Source organism: Streptomyces sp. NPDC037100 (genome assembly GCF_055606225.1).
Window position 1 is genome coordinate 91,100 of record NZ_JBVJSX010000012.1, and the last position, 18,013, is coordinate 109,112.

Annotated in this window: 17 protein-coding genes; 10 read left to right on the forward strand and 7 right to left on the reverse strand. The window is 72.7% G+C overall.

Going from position 1 to position 18,013, the window contains the following annotated elements; genetic code table 11:
* Window positions 1-38 precede the first annotated feature (38 nt).
* A complete protein-coding gene (gene xylA, locus ACZ7EG_RS32290) occupies window positions 39-1,205 on the reverse strand; it encodes a xylose isomerase (protein WP_471086707.1) in 1,167 nt (388 codons plus the stop codon).
* A 130-nt stretch (window positions 1,206-1,335) separates the two neighbouring features.
* Between xylA and xylB the strand changes: the two genes are divergently transcribed.
* From xylB to ACZ7EG_RS32320, 6 genes are all read left to right on the forward strand, one after another.
* Window positions 1,336-2,781: a xylulokinase gene (gene xylB, locus ACZ7EG_RS32295; protein WP_471086710.1), complete on the forward strand. Its 1,446-nt coding sequence runs from the start codon at window positions 1,336-1,338 to the stop codon at window positions 2,779-2,781.
* Window positions 2,782-2,796: 15 nt separating this feature from the next.
* Window positions 2,797-4,005, forward strand: coding sequence for an ROK family protein (locus tag ACZ7EG_RS32300; RefSeq protein ID WP_471086712.1), 1,209 nt, complete (start codon window positions 2,797-2,799; stop codon window positions 4,003-4,005).
* 224 nt (window positions 4,006-4,229) lie between these two features.
* Entirely contained in the window at window positions 4,230-4,829 is a 600-nt protein-coding gene (locus ACZ7EG_RS32305; protein WP_471086715.1) for an N-acetylmuramoyl-L-alanine amidase, read from the forward strand.
* Between the two features lie 120 nt (window positions 4,830-4,949).
* The gene (locus ACZ7EG_RS32310) at window positions 4,950-5,348 is read left to right on the forward strand and encodes a luciferase domain-containing protein (protein ID WP_471086718.1); all 399 of its coding nucleotides are present in this window, start codon (window positions 4,950-4,952) and stop codon (window positions 5,346-5,348) included.
* A gap of 3 nt (window positions 5,349-5,351) precedes the next feature.
* A complete protein-coding gene (locus ACZ7EG_RS32315) occupies window positions 5,352-6,524 on the forward strand; it encodes a bifunctional class I SAM-dependent methyltransferase/NUDIX hydrolase (RefSeq protein ID WP_471086721.1) in 1,173 nt (390 codons plus the stop codon).
* 127 nt (window positions 6,525-6,651) lie between these two features.
* Window positions 6,652-7,884 carry a phosphodiester glycosidase family protein gene (locus ACZ7EG_RS32320; protein ID WP_471086724.1) on the forward strand — a complete coding sequence of 411 codons (1,233 nt, stop codon included), beginning with the start codon at window positions 6,652-6,654 and terminating at the stop codon, window positions 7,882-7,884.
* A gap of 2 nt (window positions 7,885-7,886) precedes the next feature.
* Here the strand turns inward: ACZ7EG_RS32320 and ACZ7EG_RS32325 are convergent, their stop codons facing one another.
* From ACZ7EG_RS32325 to ACZ7EG_RS32350, 6 genes are all read right to left on the reverse strand, one after another.
* Entirely contained in the window at window positions 7,887-8,081 is a 195-nt protein-coding gene (locus tag ACZ7EG_RS32325) for a hypothetical protein (RefSeq protein WP_471086727.1), read from the reverse strand.
* Window positions 8,082-8,203: 122 nt separating this feature from the next.
* Window positions 8,204-9,097, reverse strand: a complete 894-nt coding sequence (locus ACZ7EG_RS32330) for a phosphatidylinositol-specific phospholipase C/glycerophosphodiester phosphodiesterase family protein (protein ID WP_471086730.1) — start codon at window positions 9,095-9,097, stop codon at window positions 8,204-8,206.
* A gap of 202 nt (window positions 9,098-9,299) precedes the next feature.
* Window positions 9,300-10,382 carry an acyl-CoA dehydrogenase family protein gene (locus tag ACZ7EG_RS32335; protein WP_471086733.1) on the reverse strand — a complete coding sequence of 361 codons (1,083 nt, stop codon included), beginning with the start codon at window positions 10,380-10,382 and terminating at the stop codon, window positions 9,300-9,302.
* Complete coding sequence (locus ACZ7EG_RS32340) at window positions 10,379-11,563, reverse strand: acyl-CoA dehydrogenase family protein (RefSeq protein WP_471086736.1); 1,185 nt, start codon at window positions 11,561-11,563, stop codon at window positions 10,379-10,381. Before ACZ7EG_RS32340 ends, ACZ7EG_RS32335 begins: the two co-directional genes overlap by 4 nt.
* Window positions 11,560-12,525 carry an NADPH:quinone oxidoreductase family protein gene (locus tag ACZ7EG_RS32345; RefSeq protein ID WP_471086739.1) on the reverse strand — a complete coding sequence of 322 codons (966 nt, stop codon included), beginning with the start codon at window positions 12,523-12,525 and terminating at the stop codon, window positions 11,560-11,562. The genes ACZ7EG_RS32340 and ACZ7EG_RS32345 overlap by 4 nt, the downstream gene beginning before the upstream one ends.
* A 129-nt stretch (window positions 12,526-12,654) precedes the next feature.
* Window positions 12,655-13,227: a helix-turn-helix domain-containing protein gene (locus ACZ7EG_RS32350; RefSeq protein WP_471086742.1), complete on the reverse strand. Its 573-nt coding sequence runs from the start codon at window positions 13,225-13,227 to the stop codon at window positions 12,655-12,657.
* A gap of 77 nt (window positions 13,228-13,304) precedes the next feature.
* Here ACZ7EG_RS32350 and ACZ7EG_RS32355 point away from each other — a divergent pair, with 77 nt between their 5' ends.
* From ACZ7EG_RS32355 to ACZ7EG_RS32370, 4 genes are all read left to right on the forward strand, one after another.
* The gene (locus ACZ7EG_RS32355; RefSeq protein ID WP_471086745.1) at window positions 13,305-14,330 is read left to right on the forward strand and encodes an NAD(P)/FAD-dependent oxidoreductase; all 1,026 of its coding nucleotides are present in this window, start codon (window positions 13,305-13,307) and stop codon (window positions 14,328-14,330) included.
* 221 nt (window positions 14,331-14,551) lie between these two features.
* A complete protein-coding gene (locus ACZ7EG_RS32360) occupies window positions 14,552-16,090 on the forward strand; it encodes an ATP-dependent DNA ligase (protein ID WP_471086748.1) in 1,539 nt (512 codons plus the stop codon).
* Complete coding sequence (locus tag ACZ7EG_RS32365; RefSeq protein ID WP_471086751.1) at window positions 16,087-16,545, forward strand: NUDIX hydrolase; 459 nt, start codon at window positions 16,087-16,089, stop codon at window positions 16,543-16,545. The genes ACZ7EG_RS32360 and ACZ7EG_RS32365 overlap by 4 nt, the downstream gene beginning before the upstream one ends.
* Before the next feature lie 76 nt (window positions 16,546-16,621).
* Complete coding sequence (locus ACZ7EG_RS32370) at window positions 16,622-18,007, forward strand: NADP-dependent succinic semialdehyde dehydrogenase (protein ID WP_471086754.1); 1,386 nt, start codon at window positions 16,622-16,624, stop codon at window positions 18,005-18,007.
* Window positions 18,008-18,013: the final 6 nt, after the last annotated feature.

Genomic DNA, 18,013 nt, shown 5'->3' on the forward strand with positions numbered 1-18,013 from the left:
CCGCGGTGACCGGACGACGGGCCCCACGCGCGCGTGGCTCAGCCACGCGCCCCCAGCAGGTGATCCATCGCCAGCTGGTCCAGGTGCTCGAACGCCATGCCGCGCGCGGCGGCCACTTCCACATCGAACGCCTCGAACGCGGAACGGTCGGCCAGCAGCGCCTGCAGGCCGTCCGCGGCGGTGGGCTGGGCCAGCTCGTCCAGACGGGCCGCGCGCAGCGCCTCCTGTACCTCAGGATCGGCACGGAAAGCGGCGGCGCGCTCCTTGAGGATGAGGTAGTTGCGCATACAGCCGGCCGCAGAGGCCCACACGCCGTCGAGGTCCTCGGTCCGCGGCGGCTTGAAGTCGAAGTGGCGCGGGCCGGTGTAGCCGGCTGACTCCAGCAGGTCGACCAGCCAGAACGCGGCACGCAGGTCGCCGGCGCCGAAGCGCAGGTCCTGGTCGTACTTGATGCCGGACTGGCCGTTGAGGTCGATGTGGAACAGCTTGCCCGCCCACAGTGCCTGCGCGATGCCGTGCGGGAAGTTCAGCCCGGCCATCTGCTCGTGCCCGACCTCGGGGTTCACGCCGTACAGCTCCGGGCGCTCCAGGCGCTCGATGAACGCCAGGGCGTGGCCGACGGTCGGCAGCAGGATGTCGCCGCGCGGCTCGTTCGGCTTGGGCTCGATCGCGAAGCGCAGGTCGTAGCCCTGTGAGGTGACGTACTCGCCGAGCAGGTCGAAGGCCTCCTTCATCCGGTCCAGGGCCGCGCGGACGTCCTTGGCGGCACCGGACTCGGCACCCTCACGACCGCCCCAGGCCACGTACACCTGGGCGCCGAGTTCGACGGCGAGGTCGATGTTGCGGATGGTCTTGCGCAGGGCGTAGCGGCGCACGTCGCGGTCGTTGGCGGTGAACGCGCCGTCCTTGAAGACGGGGTGCGTGAAGAGGTTGGTGGTGGCCATCGGGACCTTCATGCCCGTGGCGTCCAGCGCCTGCCGGAAGCGCTTGATGTGGTTCTCGCGCTCGGTGTCGCTCGAGCCGAACGGGATCAGGTCGTCGTCGTGGAAGGTGACGCCGTGGGCGCCCAGCTCGGCCAGGCGCTGCACCGTCTCGACCGGGTCGAGGGCGCGCCGCGTGGCGTCGCCGAAGGGATCCCGTCCCTGCCAGCCGACGGTCCACAGGCCGAAGGTGAACCTGTCCTCGGGGGTGGGCTGGAAGCTCATGCCGCGGCTCCTTGCTCGCTGAGGCTATTTCGTCATGCCGATTTACAAATTAGTATGCGAGCACCTCTCTGGGAAGAGACAAGGTGCCTCCGAACGGAGACACGTGCCGCGCGCAGTAGGGAGAAGCCCGATGTCAGCAGCCGAGGGTCCGCTCGTCGTCGGTGTGGACTCGTCCACCCAGTCCACCAAGGCGCTGGTCGTCGACGCGTCCACCGGTCGGGTGGTCGCGAGCGGCCATGCGCCGCACACGGTCTCCTCCGGAGCCGGGCGCGAGACCGATCCGCGCCAGTGGTGGGACGCGCTGCGCGAGGCCCTGCGCCAGTGCGGGGAGGCGGCGCACGAGGCCGCCGCGGTGTCGGTGGGCGGCCAGCAGCACGGCCTCGTCACGCTGGACGGACGGGGCGAGCCGGTGCGGCCCGCCCTGCTGTGGAACGACGTGCGCTCGGCTCCGCAGGCCCGCCGGCTGACGGAGGAACTGGGCGGCGCGAAGTTCTGGGCGGACCGCACCGGAAGCGTGCCCGCAGCCTCGTTCACGGTCACCAAGTGGGCCTGGCTGGCCGAGCACGAGCCGGAGGCGGTGCGCGCCACGAAGGCGGTGCGTCTCCCCCACGACTACCTCACCGAGCGGCTCACCGGGCAGGGCACGACCGACCGCGGCGACGTCTCAGGGACGGGCTGGTGGGCGTCCGGGACCGAAGGCTACGACGAGGAGATCCTGGCGCACGTGGGGCTCGACCCCGCTCTGCTGCCCCGGGTGGTCCGGCCCGGCGAGGTGGCGGGCACCGTGCGCGACGGCCATGACCTGCCGTTCTCCCGAGGCACCCTGGTCGCGGCCGGCACGGGCGACAACGCCGCCGCCGCGCTGGGCCTCGGAGTGCGGCCGGGTGTGCCGGTGATGAGCCTCGGCACCTCGGGCACGGTGTACGCGGTGTCGCAGCGGCGGCCCGCCGACCCCAGCGGCACGGTGGCGGGTTTCGCCGACGCCCGCGGCGACTGGCTGCCACTGGCCTGCACCCTGAACTGCACACTCGCCGTCGACCGCGTCGCGGCGCTGCTGGGCCTGGACCGCGAAGCCGTCGAGCCCGGAACGGCCGTGACGCTGCTGCCCTACCTGGACGGCGAACGCACCCCGAACCTGCCGAACGCCTCCGGCCTGCTGCACGGCCTGCGCCACGACACCACCGGCGGGCAGCTGCTCCAGGCCGCCTACGACGGTGCCGTGCACTCCCTGCTCGGGGCGCTCGACCTGGTCCTCGACGAGGACGCGAACCCCTCGGAACCGCTGCTGCTGATCGGCGGCGGTGCCCGGGGCACCGCCTGGCAGCAGACCGTGCGGCGGCTGTCGGGGCGTCCCGTGCAGGTGCCCGAGGCCAGGGAGCTGGTCGCGCTCGGCGCCGCGGCGCAGGCGGCGGGGCTGCTGACCGGGGAGGATCCGGCGGCGGTCGCGCGCCGCTGGGACACGGCGGCCGGGCCGGTGCTCGACGCCGTCGAACGGGACGAGGAGACGCTGGCCAGGATCGCCGGGGTACTCTCCGACGCGGCTCCGCTGCTGGAGCGGCCCACGGACACCCACTGAGGACTGGCGTCAGGCATGACCGCACCGCTGCACGAGGCCCGTTCCGCCGGACCGGGACGCGCACTGCCCGACACCCAGCAGGGCATGCGCCGCCGCAACCTCGCCCGAGTCCTGCACACGGTCCGCGCCGAGGGGCCGCTGTCCCGGGCCGCCGTCGCCTCGCGGATCGGCCTGACCCGGGCGGCGGTGTCGACCCTCGTCGACGAACTCATCCGCTCGGGGCTCCTCGAAGAGCTGGGGCCCGAGCGGCCCGGCCGAGTCGGACGGCCCGGTTCCGCGCTCGCCGTCAGCGGACACGGTCCGGCCGGCATCGGCGCGGAGGTGGGCGTCGACCATCTCGCGGTCTGTGCCGTCGACCTGCGCGGCACGACCCGGTCACGGGCGATACGACAGGGAGCGAACCGCGGCCGCTCCCCTCAGCCCGTGCTCGCGGAGCTCACCGACCTGATCCGGCAGGTCGTCGTCGAGGCGCAAGGCGAGGGCCTGTGGCCGGCCGGACTCGCCGTGGCCGTGCCGGGCCTGGTGGCGCGCGACGCCCGGACCGTCGTGCGCGCCCCGAACCTCGGCTGGCACGACACGGACCTCGGCCCGCTGCTGCCCGCGGGCATCCCGCTGACCGTGGACAACGAGGCCAACTTCGGCGCCCTCGCCGAGCTCTGGCTGGGTGACGGCACCCCCCGCGACTTCCTGCACGTCTCGGCGGAGATCGGTATCGGCGCGGCGGTCGTGGTGGACGGCGGGCTGCTGCGCGGAACGCGCGGTTTCGCGGGCGAGCTGGGGCACGTGCCGGTCCGGCCGGACGGGCCGGAGTGCGCCTGCGGCGGGCGGGGCTGCCTGGAGCAGTACGCCGGTGAGGAGGCCGTGCTGCGTGCGGCCGGTCTGGAACCCGACGAGGACAGGGTCGGGCTGCTCGCGGGGCGCGCCGCGCAGGGCGACGAGGATGTACGGCGCGCCCTGCGCGACGCCGGTACGGCGCTGGGCGTGGCCCTGACCGGGGCGGTCAACCTGCTCGACCCGGAGAGTGTGGTCCTGGGCGGCGAACTGTCCGGGCTCGCGCCCTGGCTGCTGCCTTCGCTCCAGGACGAACTCGCCTGCCGGACGGCAGGTCCCGCCTGCCCCGTGTCCGTGTCGCGGCTGGGCCCTCAGGGGCCGCTGCTGGGGGCCGCCCATTCGGTGATCCGGGCGGTGCTGGACGACCCGGCGGCGTTCGCCGGACAGGGCTGAAACGGCGCGTCGAAACCGGTCGCAGGCAGGGCTCCTCCTGCCCTGACCACCCCACAGGGTGAGCGAGTTGTCCACAACACGAGGCCCGTCCACCGAACAGTGCCGCTCTCCCCGGGCCGGCCGCCAGGCGCCGTAACTTGATCACGCGGGCCGCGACCGCAACGGCCGCAGCTCCGCAGTTGAGCAAGAGACATCCTCCTGCCGAGCCCGGAAGGCACACACCCATGCCACAGAACACCCTCTTCCCCAGCAGGCGGGGCATCCTCGCGGGCGCCGCCCTCACCGCCCTCCCCTCCACCCTGCTCTCCGGCACCCGGGCCGACGCCCGCCCCCAGGTCGTCGATCACCCAGGAGCGGCGTGGCGACCGGCGAGCCGCAGCAACTACACGCCGTCCCACCGGCCACGAGCCCATCCACTGCGCTACGTGATCATCCACGTGGCGCAGACGACCTACACCGGCGCCCTGTCCGTCTTCCGCAACCCCGGGAGGAAGGTGTCCGCGCACTACGTGGTGCGCTCTTCCGACGGACGGGTCGCCCAGTGCGTGCGCGAGTCCGACATCGCCTGGCATGCGGGAAACTGGGACTACAACACCCGCAGCATCGGCATCGAGCACGAAGGATGGGTGGACCGGCCCGGATACTTCACCGACGTCATGTACGAGCGCTCGGCCCGGCTGACCGCGGCGATCTGCCGGAGGTACGGCATCCCGAGGAATCGCGCGCACATCATCGGCCATCACGAGGTTCCGGGCAGCGACCACACCGACCCGGGCCGGCACTGGGACTGGAAGCACTACCTCAGACTCGTCGAGTCCGCCTGACATCCAGGCGCGTCAAGTCCGCCCGAAATGGCGGCAGCTGCCCCGGCCCTCCACCTCACGTCCCGGTTACAAATCGCTCAACCTCTGGTTGCGGACCGGTAAGCAGGCGACGATGGGGCCATGACTCTGGCCCAGCGCGCCATGGAGCGCCTGCAGGCCTGGCCCGACCTCAAGGCGGGCCCGGCGAGTTGCGGTACCGGACGGGCGCTCCGTTCCGTCCGTGACGAGATCGTCCACTTCCACTCCTCGCGGGACGTGGATCTTCACCTCACCCGCAGGGCCATACAGCGCTTCCACTACGACCTCGCCGGTTCCAGTGCGATCCACCTGCTGCCCGGATCGGGCTGGGTGACGGTCCACCTCGACTGCGAGGCGGACGTCGATCTGCTGCTGAGTCTGGTGAGCATCGCCCTCAAGGCTCACCAGGCGTCTCCGGCCGAGGACAACGGAGCGCGGCTCGCCGGGTGCAACTTCCACCGGGTCACGGTGCTGCCGCGTGACGCCGTGGCGGGCGGCTGAGCCTTGGGGGGAGAGCCGGAGGCGGTCAACGCCGAGGCATGGGACGCGTACGGAGCACACCATCTGCGACGGGGCACGGCGCTGCCCGAGGCGGCCCGGTTCGACTGGGGGTTCACGGTCGGCGGACCCGGGAGCGAGGTTCTCGGGGAGCTGACGGGCCGGCGGGTGCTCGATTTCGGCTGTGGCCCTGCCCGGCACGCCGCCCATCTGGTCAGGGCCCACGGGGCGCTGGTGGACGCGGTCGACGCCTCGGCGGGGCAGTACGAGCGGGCCCGCGCCCGCTACGGCTCACTGCCCGGGCTGCGGCTGGTCCTCGCCGACGCGGTGGAGCATCTGCTCACGGCCGAGCCGTATGACGTCGTCTACTCCATCAACGCCGTCCCGTACATCGATCCGCACCGGCTGCTGCCCGCCCTCGCCGGAGCGCTCAAGCCGGGTGGCAGGTACTGCTTCACGGTGCTGCACACCAACAGCCGGGGTGACGGGCCGTCGGACCGGGTCGTCGCCCGGCCGGAGGCCCTGCGGCTCGCGGACGGCGGTGAAGTCACCGTCCACATGTGGGTGCTCACCCCGGAGCTCTGGACGGCGCTGCTGACCGAGTACGGGCTGCGCGTGGAGGGGATCGACGTCCTGGACACCCCGGAGGAGGGCAACAGGGCCTCCTACCGGCTGTTCCGGGTGACCCGGCCCGTCCGGGTGTCCTCCCGGCCACGCGTCGACAAACCGCCGCCCGCGCACGCCGCGCTCGGCGTGGGTGCCGTCCTGTACGGGCCGCGCGGGCTTCTTCTGGGCCGGCACCGGCGCGGGACGTGGGAACTGCCCGGCGGGACGGTGGAGCCCGGGGAGTCGTTGCAGGAGACGGTCGTGCGCGAGCTCGGCGAGGAGACGGGGCTCGCGGCGCGGCCCGAGGACGTCCGCTTGCTCGGGACGCTGCTGGACGACGCGGGAGGTGTCGTTCGTATGACCGTTGCCGCACGCGTCACCACCTGGCGGGGCGAGCCGTCGGACCAGCCCGGGGAGAGCGTGGGCCGGTGGCGGTGGTTCGCCCTGGACCGGCTGCCGGAGCAGCTGTTCGTGTGCAGCGCGCAGGCCCTCACCCTGTGGCGGCCCGGGCTGTCGATCGACCACACGCCGGCGCACGTCACGCCGTTCGACACCGGAACGGGTGACTGCTGAAGCACCCAGAGGGGTGTGTTTTTTCAGCCGTTCCCGCGTTGTGCGTGCTCGGCCATCCTGCCGGACCGCGCCGTCTGGTGCACTGCCTCTGAGGGTCCCGACAGTTGACGAGGCATCAGGGGGCACGGTGGCAGGTCGTCGCAGGCGACGGGGAGCAGGCAGAGCGGTACTGGCGTTTCTCACGGCCTTCGGCGCACTGGTCGGTGCCGGACTGGCGGGAGCGGCTCCGGCCGGCGCCGTCCAGAAGGGCGGACGGGTCGCGCCGGGTGTGACGTACGAGGAGTTCGACATCCAGGCGGCGAAGGGGGTGACGCACGCGCATGTGCTGAGGGTCGACCTGGGCCACCCACAGGTACGGGTCGATCTGCTGTACCCGGGGGCCGTGGCCGCCCGCGCGCGGGTTTCGGCGATGGCGGACACCCAGGGCGCGGTCGCCGGTGTCAACGGCGACTTCTTCAACATCACCGAGACGCAGCATCCGGGCGTGGAGGCGACCGGCGCGAGTGTGGGTCCGGCGATAGCGGCCGGGCGGACGCTCAAGGCGGCCGTGCCGAAGGGGCAGCGTTTCGGGCCGGAGCTGCCGCCCGGCACGACCACCGAGGATGTCTTCGGCGTCGGCACGGACGGGCGGGCGCGGCTGGACCGGCTGGCGCTGGCCGGTTCGGTCCGCACGGCCGAGGCGCAGCTGCCGCTCGGCGGTCTCAATCAGTACGCGCTGCCGGTGGGGTCGGTCGGTGCGTTCACCTCCGAGTGGGGCAGCGTGTCCCGGGTGCGCGCCACCTGCGGCACGGACACGGACCGCGCCGCCCCGTGCAGCACGGACACCTACGAGGTGACGGTCCGTGACGGCACGGTCGTCTCGGCCGCCGACACCCCGGGCAGCGGCCCGATCGCCGCGGGGACCACCGTGCTGGTCGGCCGGGAGGCGGGCGCCCAGCAGCTGCGCAAGTTCTCCACCGGTGAACCGGTCGAGGTCGAGCACAGCCTCGTGGCGACGGACGGCGCCGCGTACCGGCTCGCCCTCGGCGGCTACCCGGTGCTCTCGGGCGGGCAGCCGCTGCCGGGGCTCGACGACACGACCTCGGCCGTCCGCACGGCCGTGGGGATCGCCGACGACGGGCGCCGTGTACTGCTGCTCGCGCTGGACGGCGCCGCCGCCTACCGCAGCGGCCTGACGATCGCCGAAGTCGCCGCCACCATGCGGAACCTGGGCGCACACGACGCCTTCAGCCTGGACGGCGGCGGATCGTCGACGCTGGTCGCGCGGAAGCCGGGCGCGGGCACGGTCTCCGTGCGCAACCACCCCAGCGGCGGCGCCGAGCGCCTTGTCCCGAACGGCATCGGCGTGTTCTCGGGCTGAGCTCAGGGCCGCAGACCGCTGACGATCTCCGCCGTCGCCGTGATGCCGCTGTGGATGGTGGGGGCGATGCTGGTGCTGGCGAGATAGAAGCCGAGCAGCAGACAGACCAGCGCATGGGAGATTTTCAGCCCACCGTTGCGCAGGAAGATCACCGCAAGGATCAAGAGCAGCAGCACCACAGAGATGGAAATGGCCATCGTCGACTCCTCCGCCACGCCGCCATGTCCGGTTCACGGCGTTCGGCCGCAAGTGTGGCGTAGCGGAGGGTTCGTCGGGGCGGCTGACCTGTCCGCCGAACGTGTGGTGTCCCGCTGTCGCTCTAAGCCGCCCGCCGGGCGTCGAGGAAGGCCTCCAGGCCGGCGAGGTCGTCGGTGTTGAGGTGGTCGACGCCGGCGGCGAGCAGTTCGCCCCACACCGCGTCGCGGGCGGGCCCGGCCAGGTCCGGGGTGGCCCAGAACCGTACCCGCTGCCCGCGCTTGTGGGCGGCCTCGGTGATGCCCCGCAGCCGCTGCCGCTCGGCGGCGGGGAAGGGACCTACGCCCTGCCAGGTGAAGTTCAGCGTCCAGTTGTCGCTGACCAGCGGGAGGAAGGAGGCGGGCGCCGGGCCGCCGAGGTCGGCGAGGCGGCCGTCGTAGAAGGCGCGCCGGACGGTCTGGGCCTCCATGGGCGCGCGGGCCGCGCGGTCGCCGGAGACCACGGCGGTGACCGGACCGCGGTGGACACGGCCGTGGGCGTACGTGGTGAACAGGTGCCGGTGGCGCCGGAGGTGACGGTCGAGTGCGTGGTACGTCGAGGCGCCCTCGGTCTTGATGTCGATGAGCAGTTGCAGCGATCCGCGGTGTCCCCGGTACACCGAGCCGTGGTGGGCCCGGATGCGGGCGGCGAGCGGGTCGAGGTAGAGGGACTCGAGGGTGCGGGACGGGTCGAGGTCCTCCGGGTCGTGGGCGACGAGAAGCTGGTCACCCACGAGGTGGATGTCGGCCTCGATGCTGCCGAAGCGGTGGTCGAGGGCGTCGAACAGCGGGCGGGGGTGCTCGTAGTCGTTGTGGGCGTGGGCGCGCCACAACGGGCGGGGCCGGTGCGGGCGTTCGCCCGCCGGTGCGGGGGCGGCGGGCAGGGCGATCGAGCCTGCGGGAGCGGCGGGCTGGGCGATCGAGCCTGCGAGGGCTGCGCCGAGGGTGGTGAGGGCCGTGCGACGGGTGGTGAAGGCCATGCTGTGCCTCCCTGGAGATGCCGTGCGGGGACCCTGCGAGTATGGGGTCCGCACAGCTCAAGGAGCAGGCCCGTGACCGGAGTTGGCCGGACTGCGCCACGGGTTCACTTCACCGGGTCGGCGCGCACGGGCAGGCCCGCCCCTGGTGGGACGGGCCTGTCCGGTTCTCCCCCGGGGATTCCCGGAGTTGGAAAGAATGACGTCAGGGGGCCTGGAGGTCGACCAGTGCGGCCAGGGCCTCCCGGTGGGCGCCCGGCGTGCCGTAGGCGATCGAGTCGGCCTTGGCGCGCTTGAGGTACAGGTGCACGGGGTGCTCCCACGTCATGCCGATACCGCCGTGCAGTTGCAGGGCCTCCTCGGCGGCACGCACGGCCACGGGTGCCGCGTAGGCCTGGGCGACGGTGACGGCCACGTCGACGTCCTCGCCGTTCGCCAGGGCGTCGGCGGCGTTGCGGGCGGCCGCACGGGAGTTGACGACCTCCAGCCACAGCTGGGCCAGCCGGTGCTTGATCGCCTGGAAGCCCCCGACGGGCCGGTTGAACTGCTTGCGTTCCTTCAGGTAGCGGACGGTCTCCGTCAGCGTCCACTCGGCCAGGCCGAACTGCTCGGAGGCGAGCATTCCGGCGCCGGCGCGCAGGGCGCGGCGCACGGCGGGTTCGGCGTCGCCCAGCAGCCGGCCCGGCACTCCGTCGAGGGTGACGGTCGCGAGCGGCCGGGTCAGGTCCAGAGAGGTCCGTGGTGTGACCGTCGCGGCGGTGGCGTCGACCGCGTACAGACCGCCGTCGTCGGCCGGCACGAGCAGCACGTCCGCGACGGCCGCGTCCGCGATGCCGGTCAGTTCGCCGCGCAGCAGCCCGTCCTCGTGCCGGACGACCTTGTAGGCGGCGCCCGGCGCGACGTTGAGGGCGACAGCGAGGGCGCCGATCGTCGTCCCGGTCGCGAGGTCGCGGAGCAGGTCGTCGGTGCCGCAGGCCAGCAGGGCCTCGGTGGCGACGACCGCGCTCGTCAGATACGGCACGGGCGCGACGGCCCGTCCCAGCTCCTCCAGCACCACGGCGGCTTCGCGGTGCGTGGCGCCCTGGCCGTCGAGTTCCTCGGGCACCAGCAGGCCGGCCAGGCCCATGCCGTCGGTGAGGGCCTTCCACAGGGCCAGGTGGTGCGGGGTGTCCGACTCGGTGCGGGCGATGACGCCGGGTGCGTCGCAGTGGTCGGTGAGCAGGTCGCGGACGGCGGCGCGCAGCGCCTCCTCCTCTTCCGAGTACAACAGGTTGCTCTCGTTCTTCACCGGGCCAGGTCCTTCCAGGCGACGTCCTTGTCGGTGCGCGGCTCGGCGGGCAGGCCGAGAACCCGCTCGGCGACGATGTTCAGCAGGACCTCGCTGGTCCCGCCCTCGATGCTGTTGCCCTTGGAGCGCAGGTAGCGGTAGCCGGCGTCGCGGCCGGTGAAGTCGACCAGCTCCGGGCGCCGCATGGTCCAGTCGTCGTACGACAGGCCCTCCGCGCCGAGGAGTTCCACCTCCAGGCCGCTGATCTCCTGGTTGAGGCGGGCGAAGGCCAGCTTCATGCCGGCGCCCTCGGGGCCGGGCTGGCCCGCGACGAGCTGCTGGCGCAGCCGCTCGGCGGTGAGGCGGGAGACCTCGGCCTCCACCCACAGCTTCAGCAGCCGCTGGTGCAGGTCGTGGGTGCGCAGTTCGGGCCGCTCGCGCCAGGTCTTCGAGATCGGGCCGATCATGCCGCCCTCGCGGGGCAGCCGCATGCCGCCGATGGCCACGCGCTCGTTGTTGAGCGTGGTCTGGGCGACCTTCCAGCCGTCGCCGACCGCGCCGAGGCGCCGCGAGTCCGGGATGCGGACGTCGGTGAGGAACACCTCGTTGAACTCGGCCTCGCCGGTGATCTGCCGCAGCGGCCGCACCTCGACGCCCGGGTCGGTCATGTCGCACACGAAGTAGGTGATGCCCCGGTGCTTGGGCACCTCCGGGTCGGTACGGGCGATGAGGATCGCCCAGCGGGCCACATGGGCACTGGACGTCCAGACCTTCTGCCCGTTGACGACCCAGTCTCCCCCGCTCTCGCGCACGGCCCGGGTGCCCAGCGCGGCGAGGTCCGACCCGGCACCCGGCTCGCTGAACAGCTGGCACCAGACCTCCTCGCCCGTCCACAGCGGCCGGAGGTAGCGCCGCTTCTGCTCCTCGGTGCCGTACTGGAGGATCGTGGGCGCGGCCATGCCGAGGCCGATACCGATGCGCCGCGGGTCGTTGTCGGGCGCCCCGGCCGCGGTCAGCTCGGCGTCCACGACGGCCTGCAGGGAGCGGGGCGCGCCGAGTCCGCCGAGGCCCTCGGGGTAGTGGACCCAGGCGAGTCCGGCATCGAACCGGGCCCGCAGGAAGTCCAGCCGGTCTGTGGTGGCGGGCGGGTGGGCGGCCAGCAACTCCCGGGTGCGGCTGAGTAGTTCTTCGGTGCCGGTCATGCTGCCTCCTCCATGACGACCGCGATCCGGCCGGTGGTCACACCGTCCGCCACCTTCTGCACGGCGTCCGCCGCCCCGCCGAGCGGCACGCGTTCGCTCACCAGCGGCTTGATCGCGCCCCGGGCGGCCAGCTCGGTGAGCTGTTCGTGGCAGTGCTGGACCAGCTTGGGGTTCTTGGTGTTGTACAGGCCCCAGTGCAGGCCGAGGATCGAGTAGTTCTTCACCAGGGCGTGGTTCAGACCCGGGCTGGGGGTCGTGCCGCTCGCGAACCCGACGACCACGATCCGCCCCTCGAAGGCGACGACCTTGGCGGACTGCGCGTAGGCCTCGCCGCCGACCGGGTCGTAGATCACGTCGGCGCCCCGGCCGCCGGTGGCCTCCTTGACGGCGGCGACGACGTCCTCGGAGCGCCGGTCGATCACGACGTCACAGCCCAGCTCGCGGGCGACGGCCGCCTTCCCGGAGCCGCCGACGACACCGATGACGGTGGCGCCGGCGGCCTTCCCGAGCTGCACGGCCGCGCTGCCGACCCCTCCGGCGGCAGCGTGGACGAGCAGGGTCTCGCCGGCCTCCAGACCGGCACGGCGGTGCAGACCGAACCAGCCGGTCTGGTAGCCGATGTGCAGGGCCGCGGCCTCGGCGTCGTCGAGGGCGTCGGGCGCGGGCAGGAGTGCGGCGGTGTCCGCGACGGCGTACTCGGCGAAGCCGCCGTGGGGCAGCGCCGGGTTGGCGATCACGCGGCGGCCGTCCTCGGTCTCGCCACAGATCTCGACGCCCGGGGTGAACGGCAGCGGTGGCCTGACCTGGTACTGACCGCGGCACAGCAGGGCGTCCGGGAAGTTGATGTTGGCCGCGCGCACCTTCAGCAGGACCTGGCCGTCACCGGGGGTGGGGGGCTCGACGTCCTCGAGCCGCATCACCTCGCCCGGCTCGCCGTTCTCGTGCACTTGCCATGCCTGCATGCGGGGCCTCCACGGGGGACTGCTTCGTCTGACCGGGGTCTGTCCGCATACTAAGCGGTCGCTTGCCCATCAGGGAACAGTCTCCGGGGAAAGTCCCGCGCAGAGGTCTCACCCGTGGGTCACGGTGGGTCACGCGCCCTTGGGCCGGGCCCGCACATGCATCCGCTCACCCTGCGGCCCGAACAGGCTGAGGAACTCCACGGGCCCCTCCCCCGTCGACCCGAACCAGTGCGGCACCCGGGTGTCGAACTCGGCGGCCTCACCCGCCGTGAGCACCACGTCGTGCTCGCCCAGCACCAGGCGCAGCTTCCCGGACAGCACGTACAGCCACTCGTAGCCCTCGTGCGTCCGGGGATCCGGTTCCTGCCTGCGCTTCGGTTCGAGGACCTTGTAGGCCTGCAGGCCACCGGGCTGGCGGGTGAGCGGCCAGTGGGTGCGGCCGCCCATCACGATCGGCTTGGACCGCACACGCGGGTCGCCCGCCGGCGGGGCGCCGACCAGCTCGTCCAGTGCCACCTGGTGGGCGCGCGCGATCGGCAGCAGCAGCTCCAGACTGGGTTTACGCAGGCCGGACTCCAGCCGCGAGAGGGTGCTGACGGAGATGCCCGTGGCCTCGGAGAGCGCCGCCAGGGTCACGTCCCGTTCCTTGCGCATCTGCCGCAGCCGGGGGCCCACGCCCGCGAGTACCTCGTCCGTCGTCATGGTCGTATTGCAGGTTCGGCAAAGTCGTTTGTCAATCCCGCAGGGCTGGGGCGACGCTCGGCAGCGGAGGTGGTCACATGACCGAGAAGTACGCAGTGGTGGTCATCGGCGGGGGCGCGGCGGGCCTGTCCGCCGCACTGGTGCTGGGGCGGGCCCGGCACCGCACGCTGGTGGTCGACGCGGGCGAGCCGCGCAACGCGCCCGCCGCGCACATGCAGGGTTATCTGACGCGGGACGGCATGCCGCCCGCCGAGTTCCTGGCGATCGGCCGCGAGGAGATCGCGCGCTACGGCGTGGAGCTGGTGCGGGACCGGGTGGTGGAGGTGACGCGGGGCGAGGATCTCACCGAGGTGCAAGGCAAGGACATCACCGAAGCTCAGGACGAGGGCTTCACCGTGGCGCCGGGCGAGAACTTCACCGTGGCGCCGGGCGAGGACTTCACCGTGGTGCTGGCCGGCGGCCGGACCGTACGAGCCCGGCGGCTGGTCGTCGCGACCGGGCTGAAGGACGAGCTGCCCGCCGTCGCCGGGGTCGCCGAGCGGTTCGGCCGGGACGTGCTGCACTGCCCGTTCTGTCATGGCTGGGAGGTGCGCGACCAGCCGTTCGGGGTGCTGGCGTCGAGCCCGGCGAGTGTGCATCAGGCGCTGATGGTGTCCCAGTGGTCGAAGGACGTGCGGTTCTTCCTGCACACCGTCGTCGAGGACGAACTGTCCGACGACGATCTGCGTCGGCTCGCCGCGGCCGGGGTGGAGGTGGTGCCCGGGGAGGTCACGGAGCTGGTGGTCGAGGACGACCGGCTCACCGGCGTCCGGCTCGCGGACGGCACGACGCATCCTCGCTCGGTGCTGTTCCTCGCCCCACGGGCCGTTCCGCAGACCGGCCTGTTGGAGCGGCTGGGCGCCGAGCTGCACGAGACGCCGTTCGGCGCGTATCCGGTGGTCGATCCGACCGGACTGACGACCGTTCCGGGCGTGTGGGCCGCGGGCAACGCGATCGGCTTCGCCGAGCAGGTCGTGCACGCGGCGAGCGGCGGATACCGGGCGGCGACGGCGATCGTCGGGGATCTGCTGATGACCGACTTGGACGCGGTGGCCCAGGTGTAACGGCCCCGCCACCCGCCCGGAGCCTGCCCCCTGACCGACCTCGACGCCGTCGCCCAGGCGTAGAGGCCCCGCCACGCCGTCCGGAGCCTGCCCCTGACCGACCTCGACGCCGTCGCCCAGGCCTAGAGGCCCAGCCACGCCATCCAGGGCACCTGCCCCCTGACCGACCTCGACGCCGTCGCCCAGGTGTAGAGGCCCCGCCTCCGGTGCACCATTGCTGCATGCTGCTGCACCGGCTGGCCCGAGTGTCCCAGGAGGTCGCCGCCACCTCGGCGCGGTCCCGCAAGACGGCCCTGCTCGCGGAGCTCTTCCGGGGCGCCGAGGCGGAGGACGTGCCGATCGTCATCCCTTACCTGGCGGGACGGTTGCCGCAGGGCCGGATCGGCGTCGGCTGGAAGGTACTGAGCCGCCCGGTCGCCCCGGCCCCCGAGCCGTGCCTGACCGTGCGGGAGGTGGACGCCCGGCTGGCGGAACTCGCCAAGGTGTCCGGCCCTGGCTCCCAGGCGGAACGGACCCGCCTGGTCGGGGAGTTGATGGGCGCGGCCACCGAGGACGAGCAGCGGTTCCTGCTCGGGCTGCTCACCGGCGAGGTCCGGCAGGGTGCCCTGGACGCGGTGGCGGTGGAGGGGCTGGCGCAGGCGACCGGGGCGCCGCCCGAGGACGTGCGGCGGGCCGTGATGCTCGCGGGTTCCCTCCAGGCGGTGGCCGAGGCACTGCTCGCGGACGGGCCCGCCTCCCTCGACCGCTTCCGTCTCACCGTCGGCCGCCCGGTGCTGCCCATGCTGGCGCACAGCGCCTCCTCGGTGGCCGAGGCGGTCGACAAGCTGGGCGCCTGCGCGGTGGAGGAGAAGCTGGACGGCATCCGCGTCCAGGTGCACCGGGACGGCGACACCGTGCGGCTCTACACCCGCACCCTGGACGACATCACCGACCGCCTGCCCGAAGTGACGGCCGCCGCGCTGGAGTTGCGCGGCGAGCGGTTCATCCTGGACGGCGAGGTGATCTCCTTCGACGAGGACGGGCGCCCCCGCTCGTTCCAGGAGACCGCCGGCCGCGTCGGCTCCCGCACGGACGTGGCGACGGCCGCCCGCACCCTTCCGGTCTCCCCCGTCTTCTTCGACGCGCTGTCCGTCGACGGCCATGACCTGCTGGACCTGCCCTTCACCGAGCGGCACGCCGAGCTGGCCCGGCTGGTGCCCGAGCCGATGCGGGTACGGCGCACACTGGTGTCCGGGCCCGGCGACACGCCCGCGGCGGAGGAGTTCCTCGCCGAGACACTGAAGCGCGGCCACGAGGGCGTCGTGGCCAAGGCCCTCGACGCCTCCTACAGCGCGGGGCGACGCGGCGCGTCCTGGCTGAAGGTCAAGCCCGTCCACACCCTCGACCTGGTCGTCCTGGCCGCCGAGTGGGGGCACGGCCGCCGCACCGGCAAGCTCTCCAACCTCCACCTGGGCGCCCGCACCGCCGACGGCGGCCTCGCCATGCTCGGCAAGACCTTCAAGGGCATGACCGACGCGATGCTCACCTGGCAGACCGAACGCCTCCAACAGCTCGCCGTCGAGACCGACGACCATGTGGTGAGGGTCCGCCCCGAACTCGTCGTCGAGATCGCCTACGACGGGCTGCAGCGCTCCACCCGCTACCCGGCCGGTGTCACCCTCCGCTTCGCCCGCGTGACCCGCTACCGGGAGGACAAGCGCCCCGAGGACGCCGACACGGTCGAGACGCTGCTCGCCGCGCACCCGGAGGTGAAGCCGTGAAGCGCAGTGCGGGCCTGCTGCTCTTCCACCCCACCGAGGACGGCATCGAGGTGCTGCTCGGCCACATGGGCGGCCCGTTCTTCGCCCGGCGGGACGCGGGGGCATGGACCGTGATCAAGGGCGAGTACGAGCCGGACGAACCCGCCTGGGAGGCCGCCCGCCGCGAGTTCCAGGAGGAACTGGGGCTGCCCCCGCCCGACGGGCACGCCCTCGACCTCGGCGAGGTCCGGCAGACAGGCGGCAAGATCGTCACGGCCTGGGCGGTCGAGGCGGACCTCGACCCGGCGACGATCACGCCCGGCACGTTCCGGATGGAGTGGCCGCCGAAGTCCGGACGGCTCCAGGAGTTCCCCGAACTGGACCGGGTGGCCTGGTTCGGCCTCGACCGGGCCCGCGCCGTGATCGTCACGGCGCAGGTGGCGTTTCTCGACCGGCTGGCGGAGCACTCGCCCTGAGGAGACACTCCCGCGTTGCGGTCCCCTCCGCCGCGCGGGAAGGTCGAGACACAGCCCGCTCCGAGGGAGGTCGGTCATGCCCATCGCAACGGTGAACCCGGCGAACGGCGAGACGCTCAAGACGTACGAGGCCATGGGCGAGCAGGAGATCGAGCGCCGGCTCCAGCTCGCGGAGGCCACGTTCCGCACGTACCGGACGACGACCTTCGACGAGCGCGCCCGGCTGCTGCACCGGGCCGCCGACCTCCTCGAAGAGGACCAGCAGGACATCGCCCGCGTGATGACCACCGAGATGGGCAAGCCGATCCAGCAGGCGCGCGCCGAGGCGGCGAAGTGCGCCAAGGCGATGCGCTGGTACGCCGACCACGCCGAGGAACTGCTCGCCGACGAGGAACCCGCCGAGTCCGACGTGAAGGACTCCGGCGCCTCACGCGTACGGGTGCGCTACCGGCCGCTCGGCCCGGTGCTGGCGGTGATGCCGTGGAACTTCCCGCTGTGGCAGGTGGTCCGGTTCGCCGCGCCCGCGCTGATGGCGGGCAACGTGGGACTGCTCAAGCACGCGTCGAACGTCCCGCAGACCGCCCTCTACCTGGAGGACCTCTTCCACCGTGCGGGCTTCACGGAGGGCACCTTCCAGACCCTGCTGATCGGGTCCGCCGCGGTGGACGAGATCCTGCGCGACGAGCGGGTCAGGGCCGCGACGCTCACCGGCAGCGAGCCCGCGGGTCGCGCGGTCGCCTCCACCGCCGGAGAAATGATCAAGAAGACGGTGCTGGAGCTGGGCGGCAGCGATCCGTTCGTCGTCATGCCCTCCGCCGACGTCGACCGGGCCGCCGAGGTGGCGGTGACCGCGCGGGTGCAGAACACCGGGCAGTCGTGCATCGCCGCGAAGCGGTTCATCGTGCACACGGACGTCTACGACGCCTTCGCCGAGCGGTTCGCCGAGGGCATGAAGGCGCTGAAGGTCGGCGACCCGATGGTCGACGACACCCAGGTGGGGCCGCTCTCCAGCGAGCAGGGACTGCGCGATCTGGAAGAGCTGGTCGACGACGCGGTGCGCAGCGGGGCCCAGGTGCTGTGCGGTGGCGAACGGCCGGACGGACCGGGCTGGTACTACACGCCGACGATCCTGGCCGGTATCACCCGCGAGATGCGGATTCACCGGGAGGAGGCGTTCGGGCCGGTCGCCACGCTGTACCGGGCGGCCGATCTCGACGAGGCCGTGCTGATCGCGAACGACTCGCCGTTCGGATTGAGTTCCAACGTATGGACGCGGGACGAGGGTGAGGTCGACCGGTTCGTACGCGACCTGGAGGCCGGCGGGGTGTTCTTCAACGGCATGACGGCGTCCCATCCGGCGTTCCCGTTCGGCGGTGTGAAGCGGTCCGGGTACGGGCGTGAGCTGTCCGGGCACGGAATCCGCGAGTTCTGCAACATCACCACTGTTTGGCATGGTGCGTGAGTGTTG